Annotated in this window: 18 protein-coding genes; 9 read left to right on the top strand and 9 right to left on the bottom strand. The window is 67.7% G+C overall.

The window, feature by feature from the left end; all coding sequences use genetic code 11:
• Positions 1-95 precede the first annotated feature (95 nt).
• The 6 genes from KVT44_RS39950 to eccCa all read right to left on the bottom strand — a co-directional run bounded on the left by KVT44_RS39950 (position 96) and on the right by eccCa (position 10410).
• Positions 96-2348 (bottom strand): DUF6571 family protein, encoded by a 2253-nt coding sequence (locus KVT44_RS39950; RefSeq protein ID WP_217572690.1) that lies wholly within the window; start codon positions 2346-2348, stop codon positions 96-98.
• On the bottom strand, positions 2348-2866 hold the full coding sequence (locus tag KVT44_RS39945) for a hypothetical protein (RefSeq protein ID WP_217572688.1): 519 nt from the start codon (positions 2864-2866) through the stop codon (positions 2348-2350). The genes KVT44_RS39950 and KVT44_RS39945 overlap by 1 nt, the downstream gene beginning before the upstream one ends.
• Positions 2867-3199: 333 nt before the next feature.
• A complete protein-coding gene (locus tag KVT44_RS39940; RefSeq protein WP_099920363.1) occupies positions 3200-3619 on the bottom strand; it encodes a hypothetical protein in 420 nt (139 codons plus the stop codon).
• A gap of 161 nt (positions 3620-3780) precedes the next feature.
• The gene (locus tag KVT44_RS39935) at positions 3781-5781 is read right to left on the bottom strand and encodes a DUF6571 family protein (protein WP_308314233.1); all 2001 of its coding nucleotides are present in this window, start codon (positions 5779-5781) and stop codon (positions 3781-3783) included.
• A 71-nt stretch (positions 5782-5852) separates the two neighbouring features.
• Positions 5853-6320: a hypothetical protein gene (locus KVT44_RS39930; RefSeq protein ID WP_217572684.1), complete on the bottom strand. Its 468-nt coding sequence runs from the start codon at positions 6318-6320 to the stop codon at positions 5853-5855.
• A gap of 130 nt (positions 6321-6450) precedes the next feature.
• Positions 6451-10410: a type VII secretion protein EccCa gene (eccCa, locus tag KVT44_RS39925; protein ID WP_217572682.1), complete on the bottom strand. Its 3960-nt coding sequence runs from the start codon at positions 10408-10410 to the stop codon at positions 6451-6453.
• Between the two features lie 404 nt (positions 10411-10814).
• On the opposite strand from eccCa, the gene eccD reads away from it, so the two are divergent.
• Positions 10815-12329 carry a type VII secretion integral membrane protein EccD gene (gene eccD / locus KVT44_RS39920; protein ID WP_217572680.1) on the top strand — a complete coding sequence of 505 codons (1515 nt, stop codon included), beginning with the start codon at positions 10815-10817 and terminating at the stop codon, positions 12327-12329.
• A gap of 77 nt (positions 12330-12406) precedes the next feature.
• Here the strand turns inward: eccD and KVT44_RS39915 are convergent, their stop codons facing one another.
• The gene (locus tag KVT44_RS39915) at positions 12407-12745 is read right to left on the bottom strand and encodes a DUF397 domain-containing protein (RefSeq protein ID WP_060895421.1); all 339 of its coding nucleotides are present in this window, start codon (positions 12743-12745) and stop codon (positions 12407-12409) included.
• Positions 12746-13010: 265 nt separating this feature from the next.
• On the opposite strand from KVT44_RS39915, the gene rpsO reads away from it, so the two are divergent.
• The 5 genes from rpsO (at position 13011) to KVT44_RS39890 (ending at position 18534) form a co-directional block, all read left to right on the top strand.
• Positions 13011-13298 (top strand): 30S ribosomal protein S15, encoded by a 288-nt coding sequence (rpsO, locus tag KVT44_RS39910; RefSeq protein WP_037741887.1) that lies wholly within the window; start codon positions 13011-13013, stop codon positions 13296-13298.
• 376 nt (positions 13299-13674) lie between these two features.
• The gene (locus KVT44_RS39905) at positions 13675-15891 is read left to right on the top strand and encodes a polyribonucleotide nucleotidyltransferase (RefSeq protein WP_217572678.1); all 2217 of its coding nucleotides are present in this window, start codon (positions 13675-13677) and stop codon (positions 15889-15891) included.
• Positions 15888-17267, top strand: coding sequence for a pitrilysin family protein (locus KVT44_RS39900; protein WP_190172559.1), 1380 nt, complete (start codon positions 15888-15890; stop codon positions 17265-17267). The genes KVT44_RS39905 and KVT44_RS39900 overlap by 4 nt, the downstream gene beginning before the upstream one ends.
• Before the next feature lie 26 nt (positions 17268-17293).
• Positions 17294-18046: a 4-hydroxy-tetrahydrodipicolinate reductase gene (gene dapB / locus KVT44_RS39895; RefSeq protein WP_075031318.1), complete on the top strand. Its 753-nt coding sequence runs from the start codon at positions 17294-17296 to the stop codon at positions 18044-18046.
• Between the two features lie 32 nt (positions 18047-18078).
• Entirely contained in the window at positions 18079-18534 is a 456-nt protein-coding gene (locus tag KVT44_RS39890) for a hypothetical protein (RefSeq protein WP_099920356.1), read from the top strand.
• Between the two features lie 138 nt (positions 18535-18672).
• Here the strand turns inward: KVT44_RS39890 and KVT44_RS39885 are convergent, their stop codons facing one another.
• Both KVT44_RS39885 and KVT44_RS39880 read right to left on the bottom strand, forming a co-directional pair.
• Entirely contained in the window at positions 18673-19230 is a 558-nt protein-coding gene (locus KVT44_RS39885; protein WP_190172561.1) for a hypothetical protein, read from the bottom strand.
• 122 nt (positions 19231-19352) lie between these two features.
• Positions 19353-19592 carry a hypothetical protein gene (locus tag KVT44_RS39880; RefSeq protein WP_054232800.1) on the bottom strand — a complete coding sequence of 80 codons (240 nt, stop codon included), beginning with the start codon at positions 19590-19592 and terminating at the stop codon, positions 19353-19355.
• 203 nt (positions 19593-19795) lie between these two features.
• Between KVT44_RS39880 and thyX the strand changes: the two genes are divergently transcribed.
• From thyX to KVT44_RS39865, 3 genes are all read left to right on the top strand, one after another.
• Positions 19796-20536 carry an FAD-dependent thymidylate synthase gene (gene thyX / locus KVT44_RS39875; protein ID WP_067371413.1) on the top strand — a complete coding sequence of 247 codons (741 nt, stop codon included), beginning with the start codon at positions 19796-19798 and terminating at the stop codon, positions 20534-20536.
• 210 nt (positions 20537-20746) lie between these two features.
• A complete protein-coding gene (gene dapA / locus KVT44_RS39870; RefSeq protein ID WP_099920353.1) occupies positions 20747-21646 on the top strand; it encodes a 4-hydroxy-tetrahydrodipicolinate synthase in 900 nt (299 codons plus the stop codon).
• A 137-nt stretch (positions 21647-21783) separates the two neighbouring features.
• Entirely contained in the window at positions 21784-23469 is a 1686-nt protein-coding gene (locus KVT44_RS39865) for a ribonuclease J (protein WP_075031322.1), read from the top strand.
• The last annotated feature ends 244 nt before the right edge of the window (positions 23470-23713 follow it).

Raw genomic sequence — 23713 nt, 5'->3', positions numbered from 1 at the left:
GGAGACGAGAGTACTTCAAGGTCGCATGCCTCTCTGGACAGTGTGAATGGTGTTCGAGGTCCGAGTCCGATGCCCGACGTCTCGACGTCTCGACGTCAGACATCCGTCTTGAGGTCCGGTGCCATGGCGATGACATTCGTCCCGGACGCGTTGAATCCGCGTTGTGCGCCATCGCGCGCCCATTCCCCGACGTCCGGGAGATCGGTCCGGTTGTGGTTCTTCGCCGCAGCCTCGGCCGCCTTCTCGGTGTACTTGCTGTTGCTGTCCAGGCCGGACTCCCAGTGCTCGCCCATAACAGGGCCGGCATCGTCCTTGGCCTTCCCCTCGGCGTCCTTGAAGAGTTCCTCCAGGACCATGCTCGTCGCGGTGCCCGCGATTCCGCCGGCCGCCGCCCCGCCGGCAGGACTGGTGATGAAGGTCGTACCGACGCCGGTGATGGTGCCGACGGTTCCGGAGATCGCGTTCTTCCACTGAGCCACCGAGTGCTCGTAGGCCTTGTCCTTCTCGTCGGCCTCACCCGCGACGACTTCCGCGCGGCCTTGCGCAAGGGTTCCCGAGACTTCGCCGGACCCTTTCGCGATCTGCTCGACCACGAATTGCGGGTTTTTGGCGTAGCGCTGGTCCTCGGGGAGATCGGGATTCAAGTGGTATTCCATCAGGTTGGCCATGTAGGCCTTCTGGCCTACTTCGACCGCTGCGTACCCCTCGGGATTCTGTCCGACGGTGAACAGGAATCGTGTCACGTCCCGATGATTGAACTCGGCCTCAGAGCCGGCGATCGGGAAGAGCCGATCGGTGTCGTCGTCTCCGTCATCGGTCATGGCTCGGTTGAGGTCCGGAAGGTACTCCGACGCGATCTGCCCGATGCTGTCGCCCATGAACCCGTGTTTGGTGACGCGCTCGTTGTCGTCCGAAATGGAGGCGACGAGGCTCTCCATCAGCTTCGTCTGCTCCGGGTTGTGCGAAGGCGTGTCGAGTGTCGGCAGCTCACCCGCCGGGTGCCCCGTGGTCGCGGCCTCCAGAGCCAGCGCCAGGTTGTTCCGACCCGCGATGCCGGCATCGCCCTTGTCGTCCTGGTCCTGCGGCCAGGCACGCTCCTCGAAGAGGTAGTCGAAGTTGGACAGGGCCTTCTTGTGGTCCTCGTCCTTGCCGATGAACTGGTCGTTGAAGAACTCGGTGGCCGCGTCGGGGCTGTTCGACAATGCCTTCAAGTAGCCGGTCATCGGGTCGTAGCCGCCGTCGGTCCCCGTACGGTTGAGGTCCGGGTCGAAACCCATCTGCTGCCAGGCGACGTGCTGACCGTTGTGCGTCAGCTTCCGCTCCGTGTCCATCAGTTTCTTGCCGTAGTCGCCAAGAAACTGGTCGTCGTAGTCGCCCCAGCGCATGAAATTGCTCATGACCTGGACGCCGAACGGGAACCCACCACCCCTGCCGACGGGCTTGTCGCCGAGGTCCACCATCTGGCGCTTCCACTCCGTCATGGCCGCGGTGTCGCTCTGGGTGGCGGTGGCGAGGGTGAGGCCGATGTGCTGCTGCAGATCGTCGAGTTGCTCGCGCCTCGCCCGGAACAGCTCAGGGTTCGTGGTCGGCTCGGTGAGCTTCGTCCAGAACTCAAGCGTCCCCTTGGCGCCGAGTCCGGTGGCGAAGCGCTCCGCGAACAGGTCGTCGTTCGCGTACTTCTTCAGGCCGGCATCGAGTCTGTCGAACTCCGCAACGGTGAGGTCCTTCGGATCCTTCTGTGCCAGCTTGGCGAGTTCATCGGCTTCCTTGACGGCATCAGCCGCCGAGTCCCGGTCCGCATAGCCGGCGTCGGAGAAGCCGAGCCGGCTCTGGTCGACGAGGGCCTGTAGCACCGTATTGGCCGAGTTGTCGCTCTCCGTCGCGGCATTGAGGATCTTCTGGACCTCGTCCCGCAGGGCGGTGACATCACTCGCGTCGTGTTCGGGAACTGTCGTCCCCTTCGCGGCCCGGTCCGGGTGGATGTTCATCGTGACCGTGAATTCGCCACCCGTGGTGGACACCACCGTCAAGTTCTTCTTCAGGCCTCGCTCAATGGCCGCGTTGAGCTTCTTCTGGTAGTCCTTCAGCTCGCCGAGCGTGTCCCTCAGGATGTTGCGGATGGACGTCGCCTGGGTGTGGGCATCCGCGAACTCGCCGGACGTCTTGCCGATGAACTCCTTGGAGACGGTGGCGTTCACGCCCGCCCAGTTGGCCTTGTTGGCCGCGCTCCTGAGGCCCTTGTCGGCGGACTCCTTCAGGTCGTCGAGGTCACGGATCATCGTCGTCCAGTCCTCCACGGCGTCGTCGAGGAGTGTGAAGTCGGCGAATCGAAGGGCTTCGAGGTCCATCAGTTCTTGTCCTTCTTCTCACCCGAGCCGCCGTACACCGGGTTCTTCTTGCCGGGGTCACCCACACGCTCGTCGAAGCCTGCGTCCAGCACGTCGATGCTGCTCATCTGCCGCCGGATGTAGTGGTCGTCGCCCGCGTGCAGTTTCTTGGTGACCTGCATGTGGTTCGAGATGTGCGCGCACGCGTCCCTGAGGGACGACAGCTGTTCGTCCCAGCGGGTCGACACGTGCTGGAGTCCGCCACCCAGCGCGAAGCCTTGTGTGGAGAGGTTTCCCGCGGCCTTGTCGCTGCTGGGGACCGCCCTGCGTCCCTTGCTCCACAGGTCGTTGTACAGCGTGAACGCGTGGTCGCCGATCTTCGCCAGATCGCCCTCGCGCACAGTGAGATCGCCGTACTGACTGGGATCCGCGGTGTTGCCCCCGCCGCCCGCGCCGGGCTCCACCTGGTTCAGCTGCATCTGTGCCGACTGGCGCTCCGCCGCCTGTGACTTCAGCTGTTCCCACTCGTCCCACGCCATGCGTTCGGATCACTTCCCCGTGTCCCCGTGAAGCCCGTCCTCCGGACGGGATCGCTACGTCGAATCCGTCGAACTACAAACTGGCCGGATTCGTGAGCTTGAGTCAAGGAAGTCTAAATAGCTCACCATGATCTCCACAACATGGCGCATGTCTCTGGAGGGCTGAGGTGACCGGGCCCATGACCGTCGCTCGTGCGATGCGGGCTTCTGTCGAGTCGGCCAGGACGAAGTCGACGCGGGCAGGACGAAGTCGACGCGGGCAGTCGAGGGCGTCGCTTGACCCCGCTCCGGACTGGTTGACGGCGCCCGGAGGCCAAGGCGTACCGCGCCGTGTTACTGGCAGCCCTGCTTCTCCATGGCCTTCGGGAAATAAGAACGGAGGAAGGAGCGCAGGGCATCGCGCCGTTCCGAGACCTTCTCAGGAACGTTCTTCTGCAGCTGAACCAGCACGGCGAACTTTTGCTGCTTCCCCTTGTAGGTGCAGCCGGCGACCGCCATTGCTCCACGGTCGGCGATCACGGCGTCGTCGCCGATGTCGGCAGCGGCGGGGCTCCCAAGGCGTACGAGTGCCCGATCCTGGACCTTGATCGGATCGGTGTCGCCGGCAACGACATCTCCCGAAAGATAGACGACCAGCTTCTGGTCCACCAGCAGACGACAACGTGGACTCTCCGGGCCGGCGTCGTACGACTTCTCGGTGAGTTTCTTCCCGTTCGGAAGGAGGGGGGACAGCGAGTCGGAATCGACGGTCACACCGCATGCCTTGTCCGGGACCGCGTAGTCGCGAGATCCCGAACAAGCTGTCGCCGTCAGAAGGACTACGGTCACAGCAGCAGCGGCGACACTTCGCGTACAGCGCTGAGGTCCTCCCGTACGTACCGCGAGCCGACCCAGAAGCAGAGAAGTACCGTTGTTCACTGATCGCCTGCCAGTCCCTGAGCACGGCCATTGCCGTCGAAGGCGGCGCCGTTGATCTCGGATGTAATCGTGTACCTGTTGTTGTCGCCGTGGTTCGGGTTGGCGTCCATCCACAGGTCCGCCAGCTTCTGCAGTTGGTTCTCCCGGGCGGTGAAGACCTCGCCGTTCTGCCGGGCGGTCTCCTCGTTGATGCGTGCTTGCTCGTCCAATTGCCATTGGTAGGCAAGGGCGTCGACGCCTCGCTGCGCGGCATCACCGACAACCGGGATGAAGTTCACGGCACCACCGAAGCCGTGATACAGCCACTTGGCGTCCCACGAAGGGTCGTGCTTGTCCGTCTTGAGGGCCTCGTAGCGGGCCTCTTCGAGGAAGCCGACGGTGTGGCCTGCCCGGAGCAGCGTTTCCTTCGGGTCGCTCGGATGGTCCGCGTAGATGTCGCGCACCATCTCCCGGTTCAGGCCGTCGTTGAGTATTCCGTAGGCGTTCTGATCACGTGACACCTGCTTCGTCACTTCCAACAGCTGATGTCGATCGAGCTGTCTCGGGTCGCTGTGATCGTCTGCGAGGGAACTTGCGGTGTGATTGACCTCGTCGCCATAGTTCACCAGCACTTTGGCCATGTCATCGCGCATCTCGGGAGCGAAGTCGTCGCCCACACCCGAGATGATCTCCAGCGAGCGATCGAGGACGTGCCGGTTCTCGGCCGTGTGCTCCACGGGAACGGCGTGGGGGTCGTTGGGATTGACGCCCGTGGCTGCGGCGACGAGGGCATTCCCTGTCGCGTCACGCGACTGGTTTCCATCGTTGCTGTTCAGGGGGGTGTCATCGAATGTGGGGCGATCCTTGAGGACCCACTCGGCGTTGTCCTGGGGATCAGTCCTGTTGAAGAAGTCGGTGGCGGCGTCAGGGCTGTTCGAGAGAGCTGTCATGAATCCGGTCATCGGATCCCGGCCGAACTCGTCGCCCATGAAGTTCATCTTGGGCATGGCAGGTCCGCCCACGCCACCGTTCCAGTAGTGGTCCGGTAGCTTCATCTTCTTCTCGGTTGACACCAGGGCGTCACCGTACTTGTTCAAGAACGCGTCATTGTAGTCCCCGACTCGCATGAGGTTGCTCATCAGCTGGAAACCGTAGACCTGTGTTCCACGGGTCTGGATGCGATCGTCACCCAGCTGGACCATGTCGTTCTCCCAGTGCCGCATGGCGGGGGAATCCGACTGTGTCGCTCCTGCGAGAGTGAGGCTGAGATTCTTTTGGAACTCGCCGAGTTGATCGAGGCGCGCCCGCTGCAGATCGCCGCCGTCCGAGGGATCGGAGAGATCGGCCCAGAAATCCAACGTCCCCTTCGGGCCGAGGGTGGTGGCGAACTTCTCCTGAAAGAGCGGGTCGTTCTTGTAGCCGGCGAGATTCCGGTTGAGTTCATCAAACTCCTGGGGAGACATCGAATCTCCCTTGTTCTTGATGAGATTCGCGTACTTCTCGGCGTCCTCCAGGGCCTTGGTCGCCGAATCCCTGTCGCCGTACGAGGCGCCGGAGAACCCGTACTCCGCTTGCTCGACGATTGCGCGAAGCGCCTCGGACGCGGTCTCGTCGCTGTGCGTGGCTCTGCCGAGAATGCGCTGGACGTCATCGCGCAGCTCGGTCACATCCTGTTCGCTGTGATCAGGGACCGTGGTTCCCTTGGCCGCACGATCGGGATGGATGTTCATGGTGACGGTGAAGGAGCCGTTGCCGGTGTCCATCACTGTGAGGTTCTTCTTGAGCCCGCGTGATATCGCCTCGTTGAGCTGCTCGTGGTAGCTGACGAGCTCCTCGTGAGTGTCCTTGAGGATGTTACGGATGGTGCTGGCCTCGGTGCGGGCGTCAGTGAACTCGCCCGCCGTCTTGGTGATGAACTCGCGCGAGACAGTGGCGTTCACGCCGGCCCAATTGGCCTTGTCCGCCAGGCCTTTGAGTCCTTCACGGGCGTTCTTCTCGAGGGTCTCCAGGTTCCCCACGACCCGAGTCCAGTCGTCTATGGCAGTACCGAGCGACGCGAAGTTCCCAAAACGGAGCGTATCCAGATCCATCAGTGCCCCTTCCCACCGTCGAAGCCCTTGTCGAGAGTGGAGATGCTGCTGATCTGGCCGCCGATGTAGTACTCGTCGCCCTGGTGGGCCTTCTTCGTGAAGTCCATATGGTTGGAGATATGGGCACACGCGTCGAGGAGCGACGTCAGTTGTTCTTCCCAGCGGCTCTGCACGCGGTCGACTGCCCCGCCCAGTGTGAAGCCCTGGGTCTTGAGATCCGACGCCGCTGTCTGGCTGCTGGACCAGGCGTCACGCCCGTACCGGCCCAAGTCTTCCCACAGCTTGAATGCCCGGTCGCCGATGGCGGCGAGATCCTTTTGGTCAACGGTCAGATCACCCTGCGGAGTGCTGCCACCGCCACCGCCACCGCCACCGCCGCCGTCGGCCGGCAACTGATTGAGTTGCATGCGCGCGGATTGCTTGTGCGCTGCCTGGTTCTTCAGCTGCTCCCATTCGTCCCAAGCCACGTCCGATCCTCCCCGTTGTTCCCGTGAACGCGGCCGTCGGACCGACGGCCGCCGGGTTACTTCAACGTACCAATGGAGCAGATCTGTCGCCTCAGAGTTGTCGGGTGCGAAGACTTTCGCGTGCGCTTCATCAGTACTCCACACTCATCAACCCGGTCTGAACCAAAGGCTTTCCCCGCCTACGAGAGACAAAGACGCCCCGCCCCGCAGGCATCGCCCGAGGCCGCACCCCGCCCAGGATGTCTCCCTCGCCCGGATCGCCGGCGAGCACCACACCCTGCGCACCCAGTTCCCTCATCCGCTGCATGAACGGCTCGTACGCAGCGCGCCCCGCACCGGCGGTCGACCGGGCGATGATGAACCGCACGCCCACATCCCGCGCGAACGGAAGCAGTTCCGTCAGACCGCCCAGCGGGTTCCCGCTCGACGTGGACACGAGGTCGTAGTCGTCGACCACGACGTACACCGTCGGGCCGCGCCACCAGCTCCGCTCCCGTAGCTGCTGCGCGGTCACGTCCGCCGTGGGTGTCCGGCGTTGCATCAGCTCCGCCAGCGCGCTCATGTGGTGGTCCATGGCGTTGGACATGGGGATGTACTCGGCGAGGTGCGTGGACGGGGTGACGTCCAGCAGTGAGCGCCGGTTGTCGACCACGAACAGCTTGCAGTCGTCGCCCGAGTAGCGCTCGGTCAGCTGCTTGATCAGCAGGCGCAGCAGGTTCGACTTGCCCGACTCGCTCTCTCCGAAGACGAGGAAGAACGGGTCCTGCTCGAAGTCGACGAAGACGGGTTCGAGGTTGTCCTCGTCGAGCGCGAAGGCCACGCCGCGGTGCGGGGAGTGGTCACCCGGAGGCAGTTGCAGCGCCGGGAACTCGCGGGGGAGCAGCCGGACTTCGGGGGCGCCGGGTGCCTGCCAGTGGCGGGACACCTCCGTCGCCAGCGCCGCCGTCGCGTCGGCGAGGTCCGTGTCCGACGTCAGACCGTCGATGCGCGGAACGGCGCCCATGAAGTGCAGCTTCCCCGGCGCCTGGCCGCGGCCGGGCACGCCCGTGGGGACGTTCACCGCCACCTTGCGGTCCAGCTCGGAGTCCATCGTGTCGCCGAGGCGCAGCTCCAGGCGGTTCATCAGGTGGTCCTTGAGGTTCGCCCGGACCTCCATCGACCTGGACGCGGTCAGGACGAGGTGGATGCCGTAGCCGAGGCCCCGTGCGGCGATGTCCAGGACGACGCCCTCCACGGCCTCGTAGTCCGCGCGGAAGTTGCCCCAGCCGTCGATGACCAGGAAGACATCACCCCACGGCTGGTCGGTCAGGGAGATCTGGCCGCGCGCCCGCTTCGTGCGGAACTCGGCGATCGACGAGATGCCGGAGGAGCGGAAGTACTCCTCGCGGCGCGTCATGACGCCGTACACCTCGGCGACCGTACGCCGCACCTTCTCCGGGTCGAGGCGCGAGGCCACACCGCCGACGTGCGGCAGTCCGGCCACGGCCGCCATGCCGCCACCGCCGAAGTCGAGGCCGTAGAACTGCACCTCGTGCGGGGTGTGGGTGAGCGCGAAGGAGGCGATCAGGCTGCGCAGCAGCGTCGACTTGCCGGACTGCGGACCGCCGACGATCTGCATATGGCCGGCCGCGCCCGAGAAGTCGACCCACAGCGGGTCGCGGCGCTGCTCGTACGGCTTGTCGACGAGACCGACGGGTACGACGAGCCGTCCCGCCCCCTCGTAGCCGGGCTGGGTGAGCCCGCGCCCCTGCACCGCGGCCAGTCCCGGGAGCAGCCCGTCCAGCGACGGCGGGCTGTCCAGCGGCGGCAGCCACACCTGGTGGGCCGCCGGGCCCTGCGCCTCCAGACGGCGCACGATCACATCGAGCACGGTGTCGGCCAGGGCGTCGTCCGTCTCCGGCGTCTCCTCGCGCTGCTGGGGCACGGCGGCGTACCGCACCGGCACCTCCGCCGCGGTGAACAGCACCGGCCGCCGGTCCATCGGCAGCGCGCCGCCGAGCGCGGACCGGGTCGGACCCGTGCGGTACACCCCGGAGACGTACGCCGCCTTGAAACGCACCATCTCGTCGGTGCCGAACTTCAGGAAGCCGGAACCGGGCACGTTCGGCAGTTCGTACGCGTCGGGGACGCCCAGCGCCGCACGCGACTCGGCGGCGGAGAACGTCCGCAGGCCGATCCGGTACGAGAGGTACGTCTCCAGACCGCGCAGCCGGCCCTCCTCCAGGCGCTGCGAGGCCAGCAGCAGATGCACGCCCAGCGAACGGCCGATGCGGCCGATCTGCACGAACATCTCGATGAAGTCCGGCTTCGCGGTCAGCAGTTCGCTGAACTCGTCGATCACCAGGACGAGGGACGGGATCGGCTGGAGCGGCGCCCCGGCCGCCCGCGCCTTCTCGTAGTCGTGGATGTTCGCGTAGTTGCCCGCGTCGCGCAGCATCTCCTGGCGGCGGTTGAGCTCACCGCGGATGGAGTCGCCCATGCGGTCGACCAGCGTCAGGTCGTCCGCCAGGTTGGTGATCACGGCTGCCACATGCGGCATCTGCGCCATCCCGGCAAAGGTGGCACCACCCTTGAAGTCCGCGAGGACGAAGTTCAGCGTCTCCGACGAGTGCGTCACCGCCAGACCCAGCACCAGCGTGCGCAGCAGCTCCGACTTGCCCGAACCCGTCGCGCCCACGCACAGCCCGTGCGGGCCCATGCCCTCCTGCGCGGCCTCCTTGAGGTCCAGCATCACGGGCCGCCCGTCCTCACCGACACCGATCGGCACGCGCAGCCGCTCGGCGAGCGAACGCGTCCGCCAGGTGCGCTTGGTGTCCACCGAGGCCGCGTCTCCGAGGTTCAGCAGATCCGTGAACTCCAGGTTGGCGAGCAGCGGTTCGTCGTCGTCCCCGCCCGAGGCCATGCGCAGCGGCGCCAACTGCCGCGCCAGCGCCTCCGCGGACTCGTACGAGAGGGCGTCCGGTGTGCCCTCGTAGACGATGCCGTGCCCGGACTCCAGATGCAGCGCGTGCGGCTGCACGACGATGGAGAGGTCACCGCGCGCTGCGGACAATTCCTCGGGGACGACCTCGACGACCGTCACCCCCTGTAGTCCCTCGGGGGCGGCCAGGACGGAGTCCGGCGGTAGCGACAGGCCATCGAGTACGACGACGATGTGCGGTTCGTCCGGGAGCGGGGTGGCGTTCGGGTGGAAGCGTGGGCGTCCCGTCAGCCGGGTGGCCAGCAGCTGTTCCAGCTCGCGCGAGTCACTGCCGATCAGCCGGCGGCTGCCCGCGCCGTCCACCGCGTCGGAGAGCTGCACGTGCGGCAGCCACTTGGCCCACTCCCAGTGCGAGAGCTCCTCACGCCCGGCCGCGACCACGATCACCAGGTCCTCGGGCGAGTGCAGCGAGGCCAGCGAACCGGCCAAAGCACGCGCAGAGGCACGCACGGACTGCGGATCGCCGCTGACCGTGACGTGGTAGAAGGCGCGCAGCGAGACGGCCATCGGCAGCGCGTCCAGGACGCCGTGGGTGGCCACGAAACGCTGCATCGCGCCTGCGGTCAGCGGCTCCAACTGGTCGACCGGACCTGTCTCGGGGGAGACCAGCGGAGTGGCCAGCGACTGCGGACCGAGGCCGATGCGCACCTGGGCGAAGTCCTCGTCCCCCGGCCGCCGTTCCCACACCCGGCTGCCCTCGGCGACCAGCGCCCACAACTGCTCGGGAGAAGGGTGCAGGTAGTACTGGGCGTCGCGCTGCGCTCTCCCCGTGTCCAGGGCCGTGCGCCGGGTCTGCGACAGATAGCTCAGATAGTCGCGGCGCAAGTCCGCGAGCTGGCCCTGGGAGCCGCGACGGAAGCGGACCACCATCGCGACGGACATGGCCACCGTCGACGCGATCATCACCATGCCCATGATCTTCATGAACGGCTGCCCGTTCGTGAAGAAGAAGACCACCGAGCCGCCCATGCCGAGCGTCGGCAGCAGCTGCATGAGGACGCTCTCCTGGTGCCCGCGCGGAAGCTCCGGCGGCGGCTGAAGGACGACCTCTTCCGTGGGCACTTCGGACGGCAGCGCCCGAGGTGGGCGCTTGACGATGATTTGGCTCACTGCTCACCAATTCCCTTGCCGGCCCCAGGGTCTTCCGCCCGCCGCCCCGTGTCAGGCGGACGCAGGCCGCCGCGTGATCCTACTGACTTACTACTGACTTCATGGGAGACGGGTGGGCGGTAGGGTGCCGGATGTTCGCGTGAGCACACGCGAACGAGGCCGGAAAAACGGGGCATTCCGCGCGATGTGGTGGTGTGCGGGACTCAAGAACCGGCCGCACGGGCCTCTTTCCGCCGCCTTGCCGCATCGTCGGCCGGGTGGCCCCGGCAAAGAGACGCAGGACCTTCACACCGTGGCCGCAGAACCACCGCAGCCGCGGCGCCATCACGTCCGCGCAACCGACGCAGACGCACGAGCATGACCGAAATCGCAGACGCAGGACCATCATTGAGGGGGAGCAGCAGGTGAGCATGACGGCCTCCGCGACAACCACCGGAGCCGGAGGGCCGGGACCCGGAGCCCCTCACGGGGCGGGCACGGGCCTCGGCTTCTGCCGGGTCACCATCGTCGCGCCCGACAGCCGGATCGACGTGGCGCTGCCCGACGACATCCCGGTCGCCGACATCTATCCGGAGATCCTCAGGCTCTCCCAGCAGAGTCCCGCCCAGGGCGCTCCGGTCGGTTACCACCTCGTACGCCGCGACGGCGCTGTCCTCGACAGCTCGCGCTCCTTCGCCGCGCAGCGGATTCTCGACGGTGAACTCCTCACCCTGCGCCCCTTCTCCGAGTCGCTGCCCCCCGCCGTCTTCGACGACGTGTCAGAGGCGGTCGCCTCCGCGGTCACCCGTGAACGCTCCCTGTGGAGTGGCGACCTGACGCGCGCAGCGGGGCTCGTCGGCGGCGGCGTCCTGCCGACGCTGCTCGCCTTCGTTGCCTGGACCGCCGATCCGCGCCACGACATGCACAGCCTGCCCGGCATCCTCGCGGGCGTCACCGGTGTACTCCTTGTTGTCCTCGCCGCGATCCGTGCACGGATCTACGACGACCGGGCCTCCGCCGTCGCGCTGGGACTCGGCGCGCTCCCGAACGTGGGCGTGGCGGGCTCCGGGCTGCTGTCACTGGCGGGCGGCGAGGGCATCGGCAAGCTGCAGTTCCTGCTCGCCTGCGCCGCGGTGCTGGTGGCCTCGGTGGTTCTCACCCTGTGCTCACCGCGCGGCGACGGCCCGTTCGTCGCCTTCGTGTTCGCCTCTGCCATCGCCCTGGTCGTGGTGTTCGTGGCACTGCTCGTGCACTGGACACCCACCGAGATCGCCGCGCTGTGCGCGCCCGTCGCCGTGGGAGCACTGGCCTTCCTGCCGGGCATGTCCATGCGCTTCGCCCGCCTGCCGATCGGCTTCGACCCGCCGAACGCCACTCCGCGCAGCGCGTACGCCGCCGATCCCGCCCCGCCGGAGCCGGTCGACGCCGAACGCATCGAGGCACAGGCCCGCCGCGGCCACGAACTCCTCGTCGGGCTCGTGGGCGGCTGCGCGCTGCTCGCCGTCGGCGCCTCGGTGGTGCTCGGCTTCTCCGACAACGTCTGGGGACAGCTGCTCGCCTTCGCCACCGGCGTCGCCATGCTGATGCGCGCCCACCTCTTCCGCTACACCACCCAGGTCGCGCCCGTCCTGGCCGCGGGCCTCGGCGCTCTCGTCCTGCTCGGCCTCGGTCTGGCGCTCAACCCGCCGCACGCTCTGATGCGCGACGCCCTGACCGGCGACCGTGCGGACCTCGACATCCGCACGATCTGGCTCGTCGCGGCGATCGCGGCGGCGGCAGCTCTGGTCACCGCACTCGGCCTGATCCTGCCGCGCGGCGGCCTCACCCCGTTCTGGGGCCGCTTCCTGGAAGTCGCCGAAGGCTTCGTACTGCTCACCCTGATTCCGCTGGCCCTCGCCGTCTTCGACGTGTACGGCGCAGCCCGGTCCATGACCAGCTGATCACCGAGCCGAGAACGGGGAGGGCGGTCGGCTCACCAGCCGACCGCCCTCCCCGTCTCCGTCCCTCAGCACGTCGCCTACTGCGCCGCAAGCCCCCCGTTGTGCGGCGCCGGCTCCAGATCGAACTCCCCGTCCCGCGCCCCCAGCACAAAGGCCCGCCACTCCGCCTCCGTGTACCGCAGGACCGTGTCCGGGTCGAGGGACGAACGCATGGCCACCGCGCCCTCGGGCAGGTACGCGATCTCGACCCGCTCCTCGTGTTCCTCCGTGCCCGGCGCGCTGTGCCATTCGACGTCGGAGATGTCCAGGGCGTAGAGCTCGTCCTTCTCCCGCTCCTTGCGCGCCTTGACGTCGGCGGCCGTCTCCGCCGCGCTGTCCTTGTCCGCTACGCCCGCTGCGTCCGCTGCCTCGGCCATGTTCAAGCGGCCCCTTCCCCACGTACGAATGACCTGTGCGGTCACCCTAGTGGCCAGGCCCGCGTCACCAGGAAGGTTCGGGGACCCGGACAAACGCATCCGGCCAGGCTGGTACGCTGTGTGACGGCCGTTTGTGTACGCACCCCCGGAGCCCATCGCTCTGGAGGCCGCGCCCAGCGGATCCCCGCCTCCCGAGTAACGGAAGCTCCCCTGAGATGTGGACCAGGGGCACTCGGTGGCTACTCAGAGACTACGAGGAGTACGCGTGTCGCTCGACGCCGCTACGAAGAAGCAGATCATCAGCGAGTTCGGTCAGAAGGAGGGCGACACCGGCTCCCCCGAGGTCCAGGTCGCCATGCTCTCGCGCCGTATCTCGGACCTGACCGAGCACCTCAAGACCCACAAGCACGACCACCACTCCCGTCGTGGTCTGCTGATCCTGGTCGGTCAGCGCCGCCGGCTGCTGCAGTACCTGGCCAAGAAGGACATCCAGCGCTTCCGTGCGCTGGTCGACCGCCTGGGCATCCGCCGCGGTGCGGCGGGCGCCAAGTAAGACGCCGTGAAGGGAGCGGTTCCCACCTCTTGGGAGCCGCTCCTTTTGCTGTACGTGCCGCTGCCGTGAGCATTGCCGTACGTCTCTGTACGTGCGGAGTGTCACCGACGCTTTGTAGTGTGGTAGCACAACGCAATACGCAGGACACAGCACGTACGACACAGCGTGACGACTCCGTACCCGCCGGGTAGGGACCGTCACGTCAACGAACGAGGAGACGCGCACCGCACCGCCGCCGGTCCTCGGTAGTGGCCCCCGGGGGAATGAGATCCCGGGTGCTTCGATCGAAGACCGGCCCGCACCAGACGGAGCGCCTCTCCGCCACCGTCCCCCTGCCACACGGGCAGGCCGGGACGAAGACGAGGAGAAAACGCTAGTGGAGAACGAGACCCACTACGCCGAGGCCGTTATCGACAACGGTTCCTTCGGCACCCGCACCATCCGCTTCGAGACGGGCCGCCTGGCCAAGCAGGCCGCCGGCTCCGCCGTGGCGTACCTGGACGACGACACCATGGTGCTGTCGGCCACCAGTGCTTCCAAGAAGCCCAAGGACAACCTCGACTTCTTCCCCCTCACGGTGGACGTCGAGGAGCGGATGTACGCCGCAGGCAAGATCCCCGGCAGCTTCTTCCGCCGCGAGGGTCGTCCCTCCGAGGACGCCGTCCTCACCTGTCGTCTGATCGACCGCCCGCTGCGCCCGTCCTTCAAGAAGGGCCTGCGCAACGAGATCCAGGTCGTCGCCACGATCATGGCCCTCAACCCCGACCACCTGTACGACGTCGTGGCGATCAACGCCGCCTCCGCGTCCACGCAGCTGGCCGGTCTGCCCTTCTCCGGCCCGGTCGGCGGCGTTCGCGTCGCGCTGATCAACGGTCAGTGGGTCGCGTTCCCGACGCACACCGAGCTCGAGGACGCCGTCTTCGACATGGTCGTCGCCGGTCGCGTCCTGGAGGACGGCGACGTCGCGATCATGATGGTCGAGGCCGAGGCCACCGACAAGACCATCCAGCTGGTCAAGGGCGGCGCCGAGGCGCCGACCGAGGAGGTCGTCGCTTCCGGCCTCGACGCCGCGAAGCCCTTCATCAAGGTCCTGTGCAAGGCGCAGTCGGACCTCGCCGCGAAGGCCGCCAAGCCCACCGCCGAGTTCCCGATCTTCCTCGACTACGAGGACGACGTCCTCGAGGCCCTGACCGCCGCGGTCAAGAGCGAGCTCGCCCAGGCGCTCACCATCGCCGGCAAGCAGGACCGCGAGGCCGAGCTGGACCGCGTCAAGGACATCGCCGCCGAGAAGCTGCTCCCGCAGTTCGAGGGTCGCGAGAAGGAGATCTCCGCCGCGTACCGCGCGCTGACCAAGAAGCTGGTCCGCGAGCGCGTCATCAAGGACAAGGTCCGCATCGACGGCCGCGGCGTCACGGACATCCGTACGCTCGCCGCCGAGGTCGAGGCCATCCCGCGCGTGCACGGCTCGGCGCTGTTCGAGCGTGGCGAGACCCAGATCCTGGGCGTCACCACCCTCAACATGCTCCGCATGGAGCAGCAGCTGGACACCCTCTCCCCGGTGACCCGCAAGCGCTACATGCACAACTACAACTTCCCGCCGTACTCCGTCGGTGAGACGGGCCGCGTGGGCTCCCCGAAGCGCCGCGAGATCGGCCACGGCGCCCTCGCCGAGCGCGCGCTCGTGCCGGTCCTGCCGACCCGCGAGGAGTTCCCCTACGCGATCCGTCAGGTGTCCGAGGCCCTCGGCTCCAACGGCTCGACCTCCATGGGCTCGGTCTGCGCCTCCACCATGTCGCTGCTGAACGCCGGTGTGCCGCTGAAGGCCCCCGTCGCCGGCATCGCCATGGGTCTGATCTCCCAGGAGATCGACGGCCAGACGCACTACGTCGCCCTCACCGACATCCTCGGTGCGGAGGACGCCTTCGGCGACATGGACTTCAAGGTCGCCGGCACCAAGGAGTTCGTGACCGCCCTCCAGCTCGACACCAAGCTGGACGGCATCCCGGCCTCCGTCCTGGCCGCGGCCCTCAAGCAGGCCCGCGACGCCCGCCTCCACATCCTCGACGTGATGATGGAAGCGATCGACACGCCGGACGAGATGTCCCCGAACGCCCCGCGGATCATCACCGTCAAGATCCCCGTGGACAAGATCGGTGAGGTCATCGGCCCCAAGGGCAAGATGATCAACCAGATCCAGGAGGACACCGGCGCCGAGATCACGATCGAGGACGACGGCACCATCTACATCGGTGCCGCCGACGGCCCGGCCGCCGAGGCCGCCCGCGCCACGATCAACGGCATCGCCAACCCGACCATGCCGGAGGTCGGCGAGCGCTACCTGGGCACCGTCGTGAAGACGACGACCTTCGGCGCGTTCGTGTCGCTGCTCCCGGGCAAGGACGGTCTGCTGCACATCTCGCAGATCCGCAAGCTCGCCGGCGGCAAGCGCGTGGAGAACGTCGAGGACGTCCTCGGTGTGGGCCAGAAGGTCCAGGTCGAGATCGCCGAGATCGACTCCCGCGGCAAGCTCTCCCTGATCCCCGTGATCGAGGGCGAAGGCGACGACGACAAGAAGGACGACACCGACCAGTGACGTCTCGTAGCTCCACGGCGACGGCCCGCACCTCTTCGGAGGCGCGGGCCGTCGCCCGTACCCAAACCCTCATCAAGGGCGAGAACGGCATCGGTACGGTCCGTAAGACCACCCTCCCCGGCGGCCTGCGCATCGTCACCGAGACCCTCCCCTCCGTACGCTCGGCCACCTTCGGGATCTGGGCGCACGTCGGCTCCCGCGACGAGACGCCGACGCTGAACGGCGCCACGCACTACCTGGAGCACCTGCTCTTCAAGGGCACCTCCCGGCGCAGCGCCCTGGACATCTCCTCCGCCATCGACGCGGTCGGCGGCGAGATGAACGCGTTCACGGCCAAGGAGTACACGTGCTACTACGCGCGTGTGCTCGACACCGACCTCCCGCTCGCCATCGACGTCGTGTGCGACATGCTCACCGGCTCGCTGATCGAGCAGGGCGACGTGGACGCCGAGCGCGGCGTGATCCTCGAAGAGATCGCGATGACGGAGGACGACCCGGGCGACTGCGTGCACGACCTGTTCGCGCACACCATGCTCGGCGACACCCCCCTCGGCCGCCCGGTCCTCGGCACGGTCGACACGGTCAACGCCCTCAGCGCCGACCGCATCCGCCGCTTCTACAAGAAGCACTACGACCCGACGCACCTCGTGGTCGCCTGCGCGGGCAACGTCGACCACAACAAGGTCGTACGCCAGGTCCGCGCCGCCTTCGAGAAGGCCGGCGCCCTCAAGGAGAGCGCCGTCGAGCCGATCGCCCCGCGCGACGGCCGCCGCGCCATCCGCACCACGGGCCGCGTCGAGCTTCTCGGTCGCAAGACCGAGCAGGCCCATGTCGTCCTCGGCATGCCGGGCCTCGCCCGCACCGACGAGCGCCGCTGGGCCCTGGGCGTCCTGAACACCGCCCTGGGCGGAGGCATGTCCTCCCGCCTCTTCCAGGAGGTCCGCGAGAAGCGCGGCCTGGCCTACAGCGTGTACTCGTACACCTCGGGCTTCGCCGACTGCGGCCTCTTCGGCGTGTACGCGGGCTGCAGGCCGAGCCAGGTCCACGACGTGCTCAAGATCTGCCGCGACGAGCTCGACCACGTCGCCGAGCACGGCCTCTCGGACGATGAGATCGGCCGCGCCATCGGTCAGCTCCAGGGCTCCACCGTCCTCGGCCTGGAGGACACCGGCGCGCTGATGAACCGTATCGGCAAGAGCGAACTGTGCTGGGGCGAGCAGATGTCCGTCGACGACATGCTGGTCCGGATAGCGTCGGTCACCCCGGACGAGGTCCGTTCGGCCGCCCGCGACATCCTGGGACAGCGGCCCTCGCTGTCGGTCATCGGCCCGCTCAAGGACAAGCAGGCCTCCCGTCTGCACGACGCGGTCGCGTAATTCCCGTCTCGGTAAGGAACGAAGCAATGAGCAAGCTGCGCGTGGCGGTCCTCGGTGCCAAGGGCCGGATCGGGGCCGAGGCGGTACGAGCCGTCGAGGCCGCCGAGGACCTGGAGCTGGTGGCCGCGCTGAGCCGCGGCGACGAGCTGGAAGCGCTGGTCGCCACCGGCACCCAGGTCGTGGTCGAACTGACGACCCCGGCCTCGGTGATGGGCAACCTCGACTTCTGCGTCCGGCACGGCATCCACGCCGTGGTCGGCACGACCGGCTGGACCGACGAGCGGCTCGCGCAGCTCAACACCTCGCTGGCCGCGTCCCCCGAGACGGGCGTGCTCATCGCGCCCAACTTCTCCATCGGGGCCGTACTGACCATGAAGTTCGCCGAGGTCGCCGCGCCGTACTTCGAGTCCGTCGAGGTCGTCGAGCTGCACCACCCGAACAAGGTGGATGCCCCCAGCGGCACCGCAACCCGCACCGCCCAGCTCATCGCCGCGGCCAGGGAGCGCGCGGGCAGCGCCCCGCAGCCCGACGCCACGGCGACCGCCCTGGACGGCGCCCGCGGCGCGAACGTCGACGGCGTCCCGGTGCACGCGGTCCGCCTGCGCGGGCTCCTCGCCCACCAGGAGGTCCTGCTCGGCGGGGAGGGCGAGACCCTCACCATCCGCCACGACTCCCTCCACCACAGCAGCTTCATGCCGGGCATCCTGCTCGGCGTCCGCCGCGTGGTGACCGCCCCGGGCCTCACCTTCGGCCTGGAACACTTCCTGGACCTCGGCTGAGCCGAGGGACGTACAACAGATAGCCGGCAGACATGCGTGCGAAGATCACCTACGCCGTCACGGCAGCCGTCCTGGTCGTCTATTTCGTCCTGGTCGGCAGCCGAGGCGTGCTGCTCATCCAGAACGGCACCCTGATCACCGTCACCTTCGGTGTCGCGGTGCTGATCCTGCCGGTCATCGGCATCTGGTTCCTGTGGAAGAACACCCAGTTCGTCCGCAAGGCCAACCGGCTCGCCGCCGAGCTCGACGCCGAGGGCGGCCTGCCCGTCGACGAGTTGAAGCGCACCCCGGGCGGCCGTATCGACCGTGACTCGGCCGACGAGGTCTTCGCCAGGCGCAAGGCCGAGACCGAGGACGCCCCGGACGACTGGCGCAGCTGGTTCCGCCTCGCGGTCGCCTACCACGACGCCCGCGACACCCCGCGCGCCCGCAAGGCGATGCAGCGGGCGATCGCCCTGCGCGAGGGCAGGCCCCCCGTCGAGGCCTGAGAGCCAGGGCGCACACGAGAAGTGCGACGAGCGGCACGGCGAGAAGGACGTCGAAGGGGCCGGCCCGCGGAGTGCGGACCGGCCCCTTCGCCCTGCTAGGAGATGCCGGCTACGGCGTCCTGCTACGGCCGCTGGGGCTCAATCCCGCCGGTACTCGTCGGCCCACACCTCGACGGCGTCCGCCGCCCGGTCGAAGGCCTCCGTGCGCGCCAGGAAGTCGGAGTTGTGCGAGGTGAGCAGCGGCGGCACGCTGTCCGCCGCACGACCCTTGCGTACGAGGATCAGCGCCTGTCCCTGCACGGTGCGCGGCAGCCCGAGCCAGCGCACCGGCTGCTGGACGGTGCGTACGGCGACGACCTGCTCCCAGGACGCCGTACTCGTGTTCAGGAAGCCCACGCGGCGCAGCCCCCGCGCACTCACCCAGACGCCCATCCGCAGCAGCCGCAACGCGCACAGGATCACGAGCACGGACCCACCGAAACAGAGCAGGGCGGCGGAGCGGCTCCCCGTCAGCGCGACGAGGACGGCCGCGACGAGCACGTAGGAGGCGAGCAGCAGCACGAGCGCGGCGAGGGCCACCCGCCACGGCCCGGGCCGGTAGGGGCGCCGCCAGCGGCCGCGGTCGTCGAAGGGCAGGGCGAGCTCGTCCGCCACCTCGTCAAAGTCACGGTCCGCCGTCAGGAAGGGCAGTGGCACGACTGATCCTCACTCAATCCACGCATGGGCTGTGCCCGGTGAGGCTATCGAGCGGGGTCCCCGCTCACCACCCTTGGGGGGCCATGGGGGTGCCCCCACGCCCTTTGGGCAGCGGGGGAGGGTCAGCGGCCGTTGGAGGCTTCGGAATGCTGGGTCGTCGCGGACGACTGGTCGAGCGACAGGGCCGGCATCCCGACGATCAGCGCGCCCACCAGCCCGGCGACCACCGTGAGGCCCAGGAGCCAGCGGCCGAATATCTCGCCGGCCGACGAGCGTCGGCGGGGTGGGGGAGCGACATTGCTGCGGAACTGGTCGGCTTCTGCGATGAAGGCGAACGGTACGGGCTCGCGCCGACGGAACATGGGAGTTGCTTCTCCTCTGGAGGCTCGAACGGATCACTGTCACCCATACAGACGAGCGAATGCCCCAAGAGGTGCCCGGAATCACCGAATTCGCTGAAGTTCGCCGACGAATGTCGCGGCACGGCACCGAACGCCCCGTTGTCAGTGCCGGGCCGTAGAGTGGGCGCCGCCCGAGAGATGTGATGGGAAGGACCCTCCGCACCGTGACCGACACCCCCGCCGACGACCTCAAGCCCAGTTTCCGCAGCGATGTCACCGTCGAGCTGGTCAAGCACACCGCGTCCGACTCGGATGTGCTGTTCGCCGCCCGCGTCTCGACCCTCGGTGAGCAGTCCCTCGACGAGCTCCAGAAGGACCCGGAGCGCTCCAAGGGCCTGCTGAACTACCTGATGCGGGACCGGCACGGCAGCCCCTTCGAGCACAACTCGATGACCTTCTTCATCAGCGCCCCGATCTTCGTCTTCCGCGAGTTCATGCGGCACCGTGTGGGCTGGTCGTACAACGAGGAGTCGGGCAGGTACAGGGAGCTCGAGCCGGTCTTCTACGTGCCGGACGAGTCCCGCAAGCTGGTCCAGGAGGGCCGCCCCGGCAAGTACGTCTTCGTCGAGGGCACCCAGGCGCAGCAGGAGCTCACGGGCCGTGTGATGGAGGACTCCTACCGACAGGCGTACGAGGCGTACCAGGAGATGCTGGCCGCCGGTGTGGCCCGCGAGGTGGCCCGCGCCGTCCTCCCCGTCGGCCTCTTCTCCTCGATGTACGCCACCTGCAACGCACGCTCCCTGATGCACTTCCTCGGTCTGCGCACCCAGCACGAGCTCGCCAAGGTCCCGTCCTTCCCGCAGCGGGAGATCGAGATGGTCGGCGAGAAGATGGAAGCGGAGTGGGCCAAGCTCATGCCGCTCACCTACGCGGCCTTCAATGCCAACGGGCGCGTGGCGCCGTAACGCGCTCCCGCGCGCCGTTCGGCACAGATGTGCGGATCAACCGAGCGAGGTGTCCGTATTGCGGCATTTCGAGAAGTTCATCTAGCCTGATCAAACGGACCCGGCACTGCTTGAACCCCCGAGCAGGCAGTGCCGGGCTCCGCATTTGTCGCGCTTTGTCGTGTCCCCCGAGGGCAGACCACGCCTTGAGCAGCGAGTAGCGTGTTACCCATGGCTCCGACCTCCACTCCGCAGACCCCCTTCGGGCGGGTCCTCACCGCCATGGTCACGCCCTTCACGGCGGACGGCGCACTCGACCTCGACGGCGCACAGCGGCTCGCCACCCACCTGGTGGACGCAGGCAACGACGGCCTGATCATCAACGGCACCACCGGTGAGTCACCGACCACCAGTGACGCGGAGAAATCGGATCTCGTACGAGCCGTACTCGAGGCGGTCGGCGACCGCGCCCACATCGTCGCGGGCGTCGGCACGAACGACACCCACCACAGCATCGAGCTCGCCCGCGCCGCCGAGAAGGCCGGCGCGCACGGCCTGCTGACCGTGACGCCGTACTACAACAAGCCCCCACAGGAGGGCCTGTACCGTCACTTCTCGGCCATCGCCGACGCGACCGAGCTGCCGGTGATGCTGTACGACATCCCCGGCCGCAGCGGCGTACCGATCAGCACGGAAACCCTCGTGCGGCTGGCCGCGCACCCGCGTATCGTCGCGAACAAGGACGCCAAGGGAGACCTCGGCCGAGCCAGCTGGGCCATCGCCCGCTCCGGACTCGCCTGGTACTCCGGCGACGACATGCTGAACCTGCCGCTGCTCTCCGTGGGCGCGGTTGGCTTCGTCTCCGTCGTCGGCCACGTCGTCACCCCGGAACTGCGCGCCATGCTGGACGCGTACGTCTCGGGCGACGTACAGAAGGCCACCGAGATCCACCAGAAGCTGCTCCCCGTCTTCACCGGCATGTTCCGCACCCAGGGCGTCATGACGACCAAGGCCGCGCTCGCCCTCCAGGGCCTGCCCGCCGGACCGCTGCGCGCCCCGATGGTCGAGCTGTCGCCCGAGGAGACCGCCCAGCTCAAGATCGATCTTGCTGCCGGCGGGGTAGAACTCTAAATACGGACTTCACAACTGAATATGCACGACAACGCAGGCCAGGGGCCTGCACCCCACACAGACAACTGCTACTGCACGAACGTCATGCGCGCCACGTGCCTTGCCAGGTACGTGGCGCGTGTGGTGAGGAGAGTCTTTTGAGTCATCCGCATCCTGAACTTGGCCCGCCGCCGAAGCTCCCCAAGGGAGGCCTGCGGGTCACCCCGCTCGGTGGCCTTGGCGAAATCGGCCGGAACATGACGGTCTTCGAGTACGACGGCCGACTGCTGATCGTCGACTGCGGAGTGCTCTTCCCCGAGGAGGAGCAGCCCGGAATCGACCTGATCCTGCCGGACTTCACGTCCATCAGGGACCGCCTCGACGACATCGAGGGCATCGTCCTCACCCATGGCCACGAGGACCACATCGGCGCTGTCCCGTTCCTCCTGCGCGAGAAGCCGGACATCCCGCTGATCGGCTCCAAGCTGACCCTCGCCCTCATCGAGGCGAAGCTCCAGGAACACCGCATCCGCCCGTACACCCTCGAAGTCGCGGAGGGCCACCGCGAGCGCATCGGCCCCTTCGACTGCGAGTTCGTGGCGGTCAACCACTCCATCCCGGACGCCCTCGCGGTCGCCATCCGTACCCCCGCGGGCATGGTCGTCCACACCGGCGACTTCAAGATGGACCAGCTCCCGCTGGACAACCGCCTCACGGACCTGCATGCGTTCGCACGTCTGAGCGAGGAAGGTATCGACCTTCTTCTCTCCGACTCCACGAACGCCGAGGTCCCGGGCTTCGTCCCGCCCGAGCGCGACATCTCGAACGCACTGCGCACGGTCTTCGCGAGCGCCCGCAAGCGGATCATCGTGGCGAGCTTCGCCAGCCACGTTCACCGCATCCAGCAGATCCTGGACGCGGCACACGAGTACGGCCGTCGGGTCGCCTTCGTCGGCCGCTCGATGGTCCGCAACATGGGCATCGCACGCGACCTGGGCTATCTGAAGGTCCCGCCGGGCCTCGTGGTGGACGTCAAGACGCTCGACGACCTCCCGGACCACGAAATCGTCCTCGTCTGCACGGGCTCGCAGGGCGAGCCGATGGCGGCCCTGTCGAGGATGGCCAACCGGGACCACCAGATCCGGATCGTCCAGGGCGACACGGTGATCCTGGCCTCGTCGCTCATCCCGGGCAACGAGAACGCGGTCTACCGCGTCATCAACGGCCTCACCCGCTGGGGTGCCAACGTCGTGCACAAGGGCAACGCCAAGGTGCACGTCTCCGGCCATGCATCCGCGGGGGAGCTGCTGTACTTCTACAACATCTGCAAGCCGCGGAACCTGATGCCGGTCCACGGCGAATGGCGCCATCTGCGCGCCAACGCCGAGCTCGGCGCCCTCACCGGCGTCCCGCACGACCGCATCGTGATCGCCGAGGACGGAATCGTCGTCGACCTCATCGAGGGCAAGGCGAAGATCTCCGGCAAGGTCCAGGCGGGTTACGTGTACGTCGACGGCCTCTCGGTCGGTGACGTGGGCGAGCCGGCGCTCAAGGACCGCAAGATCCTCGGCGACGAGGGCATCATCTCGGTCTTCGTGGTGATCGACTCGAGTACGGGCAAGATCACCGCCGGCCCGCACGTCCACGCGCGTGGTTCGGGCATCGACGACTCCGCCTTCGCGGACGTCATCCCGAAGGTCACGGAGGTCCTGGAGCGCTCGGCCCAGGACGGCGTGGTCGAGCCCCACCAGATGCAGCAACTCATCCGCCGCACGCTGGGCAAGTGGGTCTCGGACAACTACCGCCGCCGCCCGATGATCCTGCCGGTCGTCGTCGAGGTCTGACCCCTCGCACGCGCCAACTCCGGAGCGGGGCCCCTCGATTTGCATCGGGGCGCCCCGCTCCAGTACGTTTACGGCTCCGCCTGAACGGGAACCCGGCACGACCGTGTGCCAGGAGCCACCCCGAGCGGGACGGAAATTCCGACTCAGAATCTCTGATAAAGTCGGAGCCGCCGGAAAGGGAAACGCGAAAGCGGGAACCTGGAAAGCACCGAGGAAATCGGATCGGGAAACGGTCTGATAGAGT

The sequence above is a fragment of the Streptomyces sp. GbtcB7 genome (genome assembly GCF_019091445.1).
Taxonomy (GTDB): domain Bacteria; phylum Actinomycetota; class Actinomycetes; order Streptomycetales; family Streptomycetaceae; genus Streptomyces; species Streptomyces mirabilis.
The sequence above is the reverse complement of the archived record's forward strand: the minus strand, read 5'-3'. Positions and strand labels throughout refer to the sequence as shown.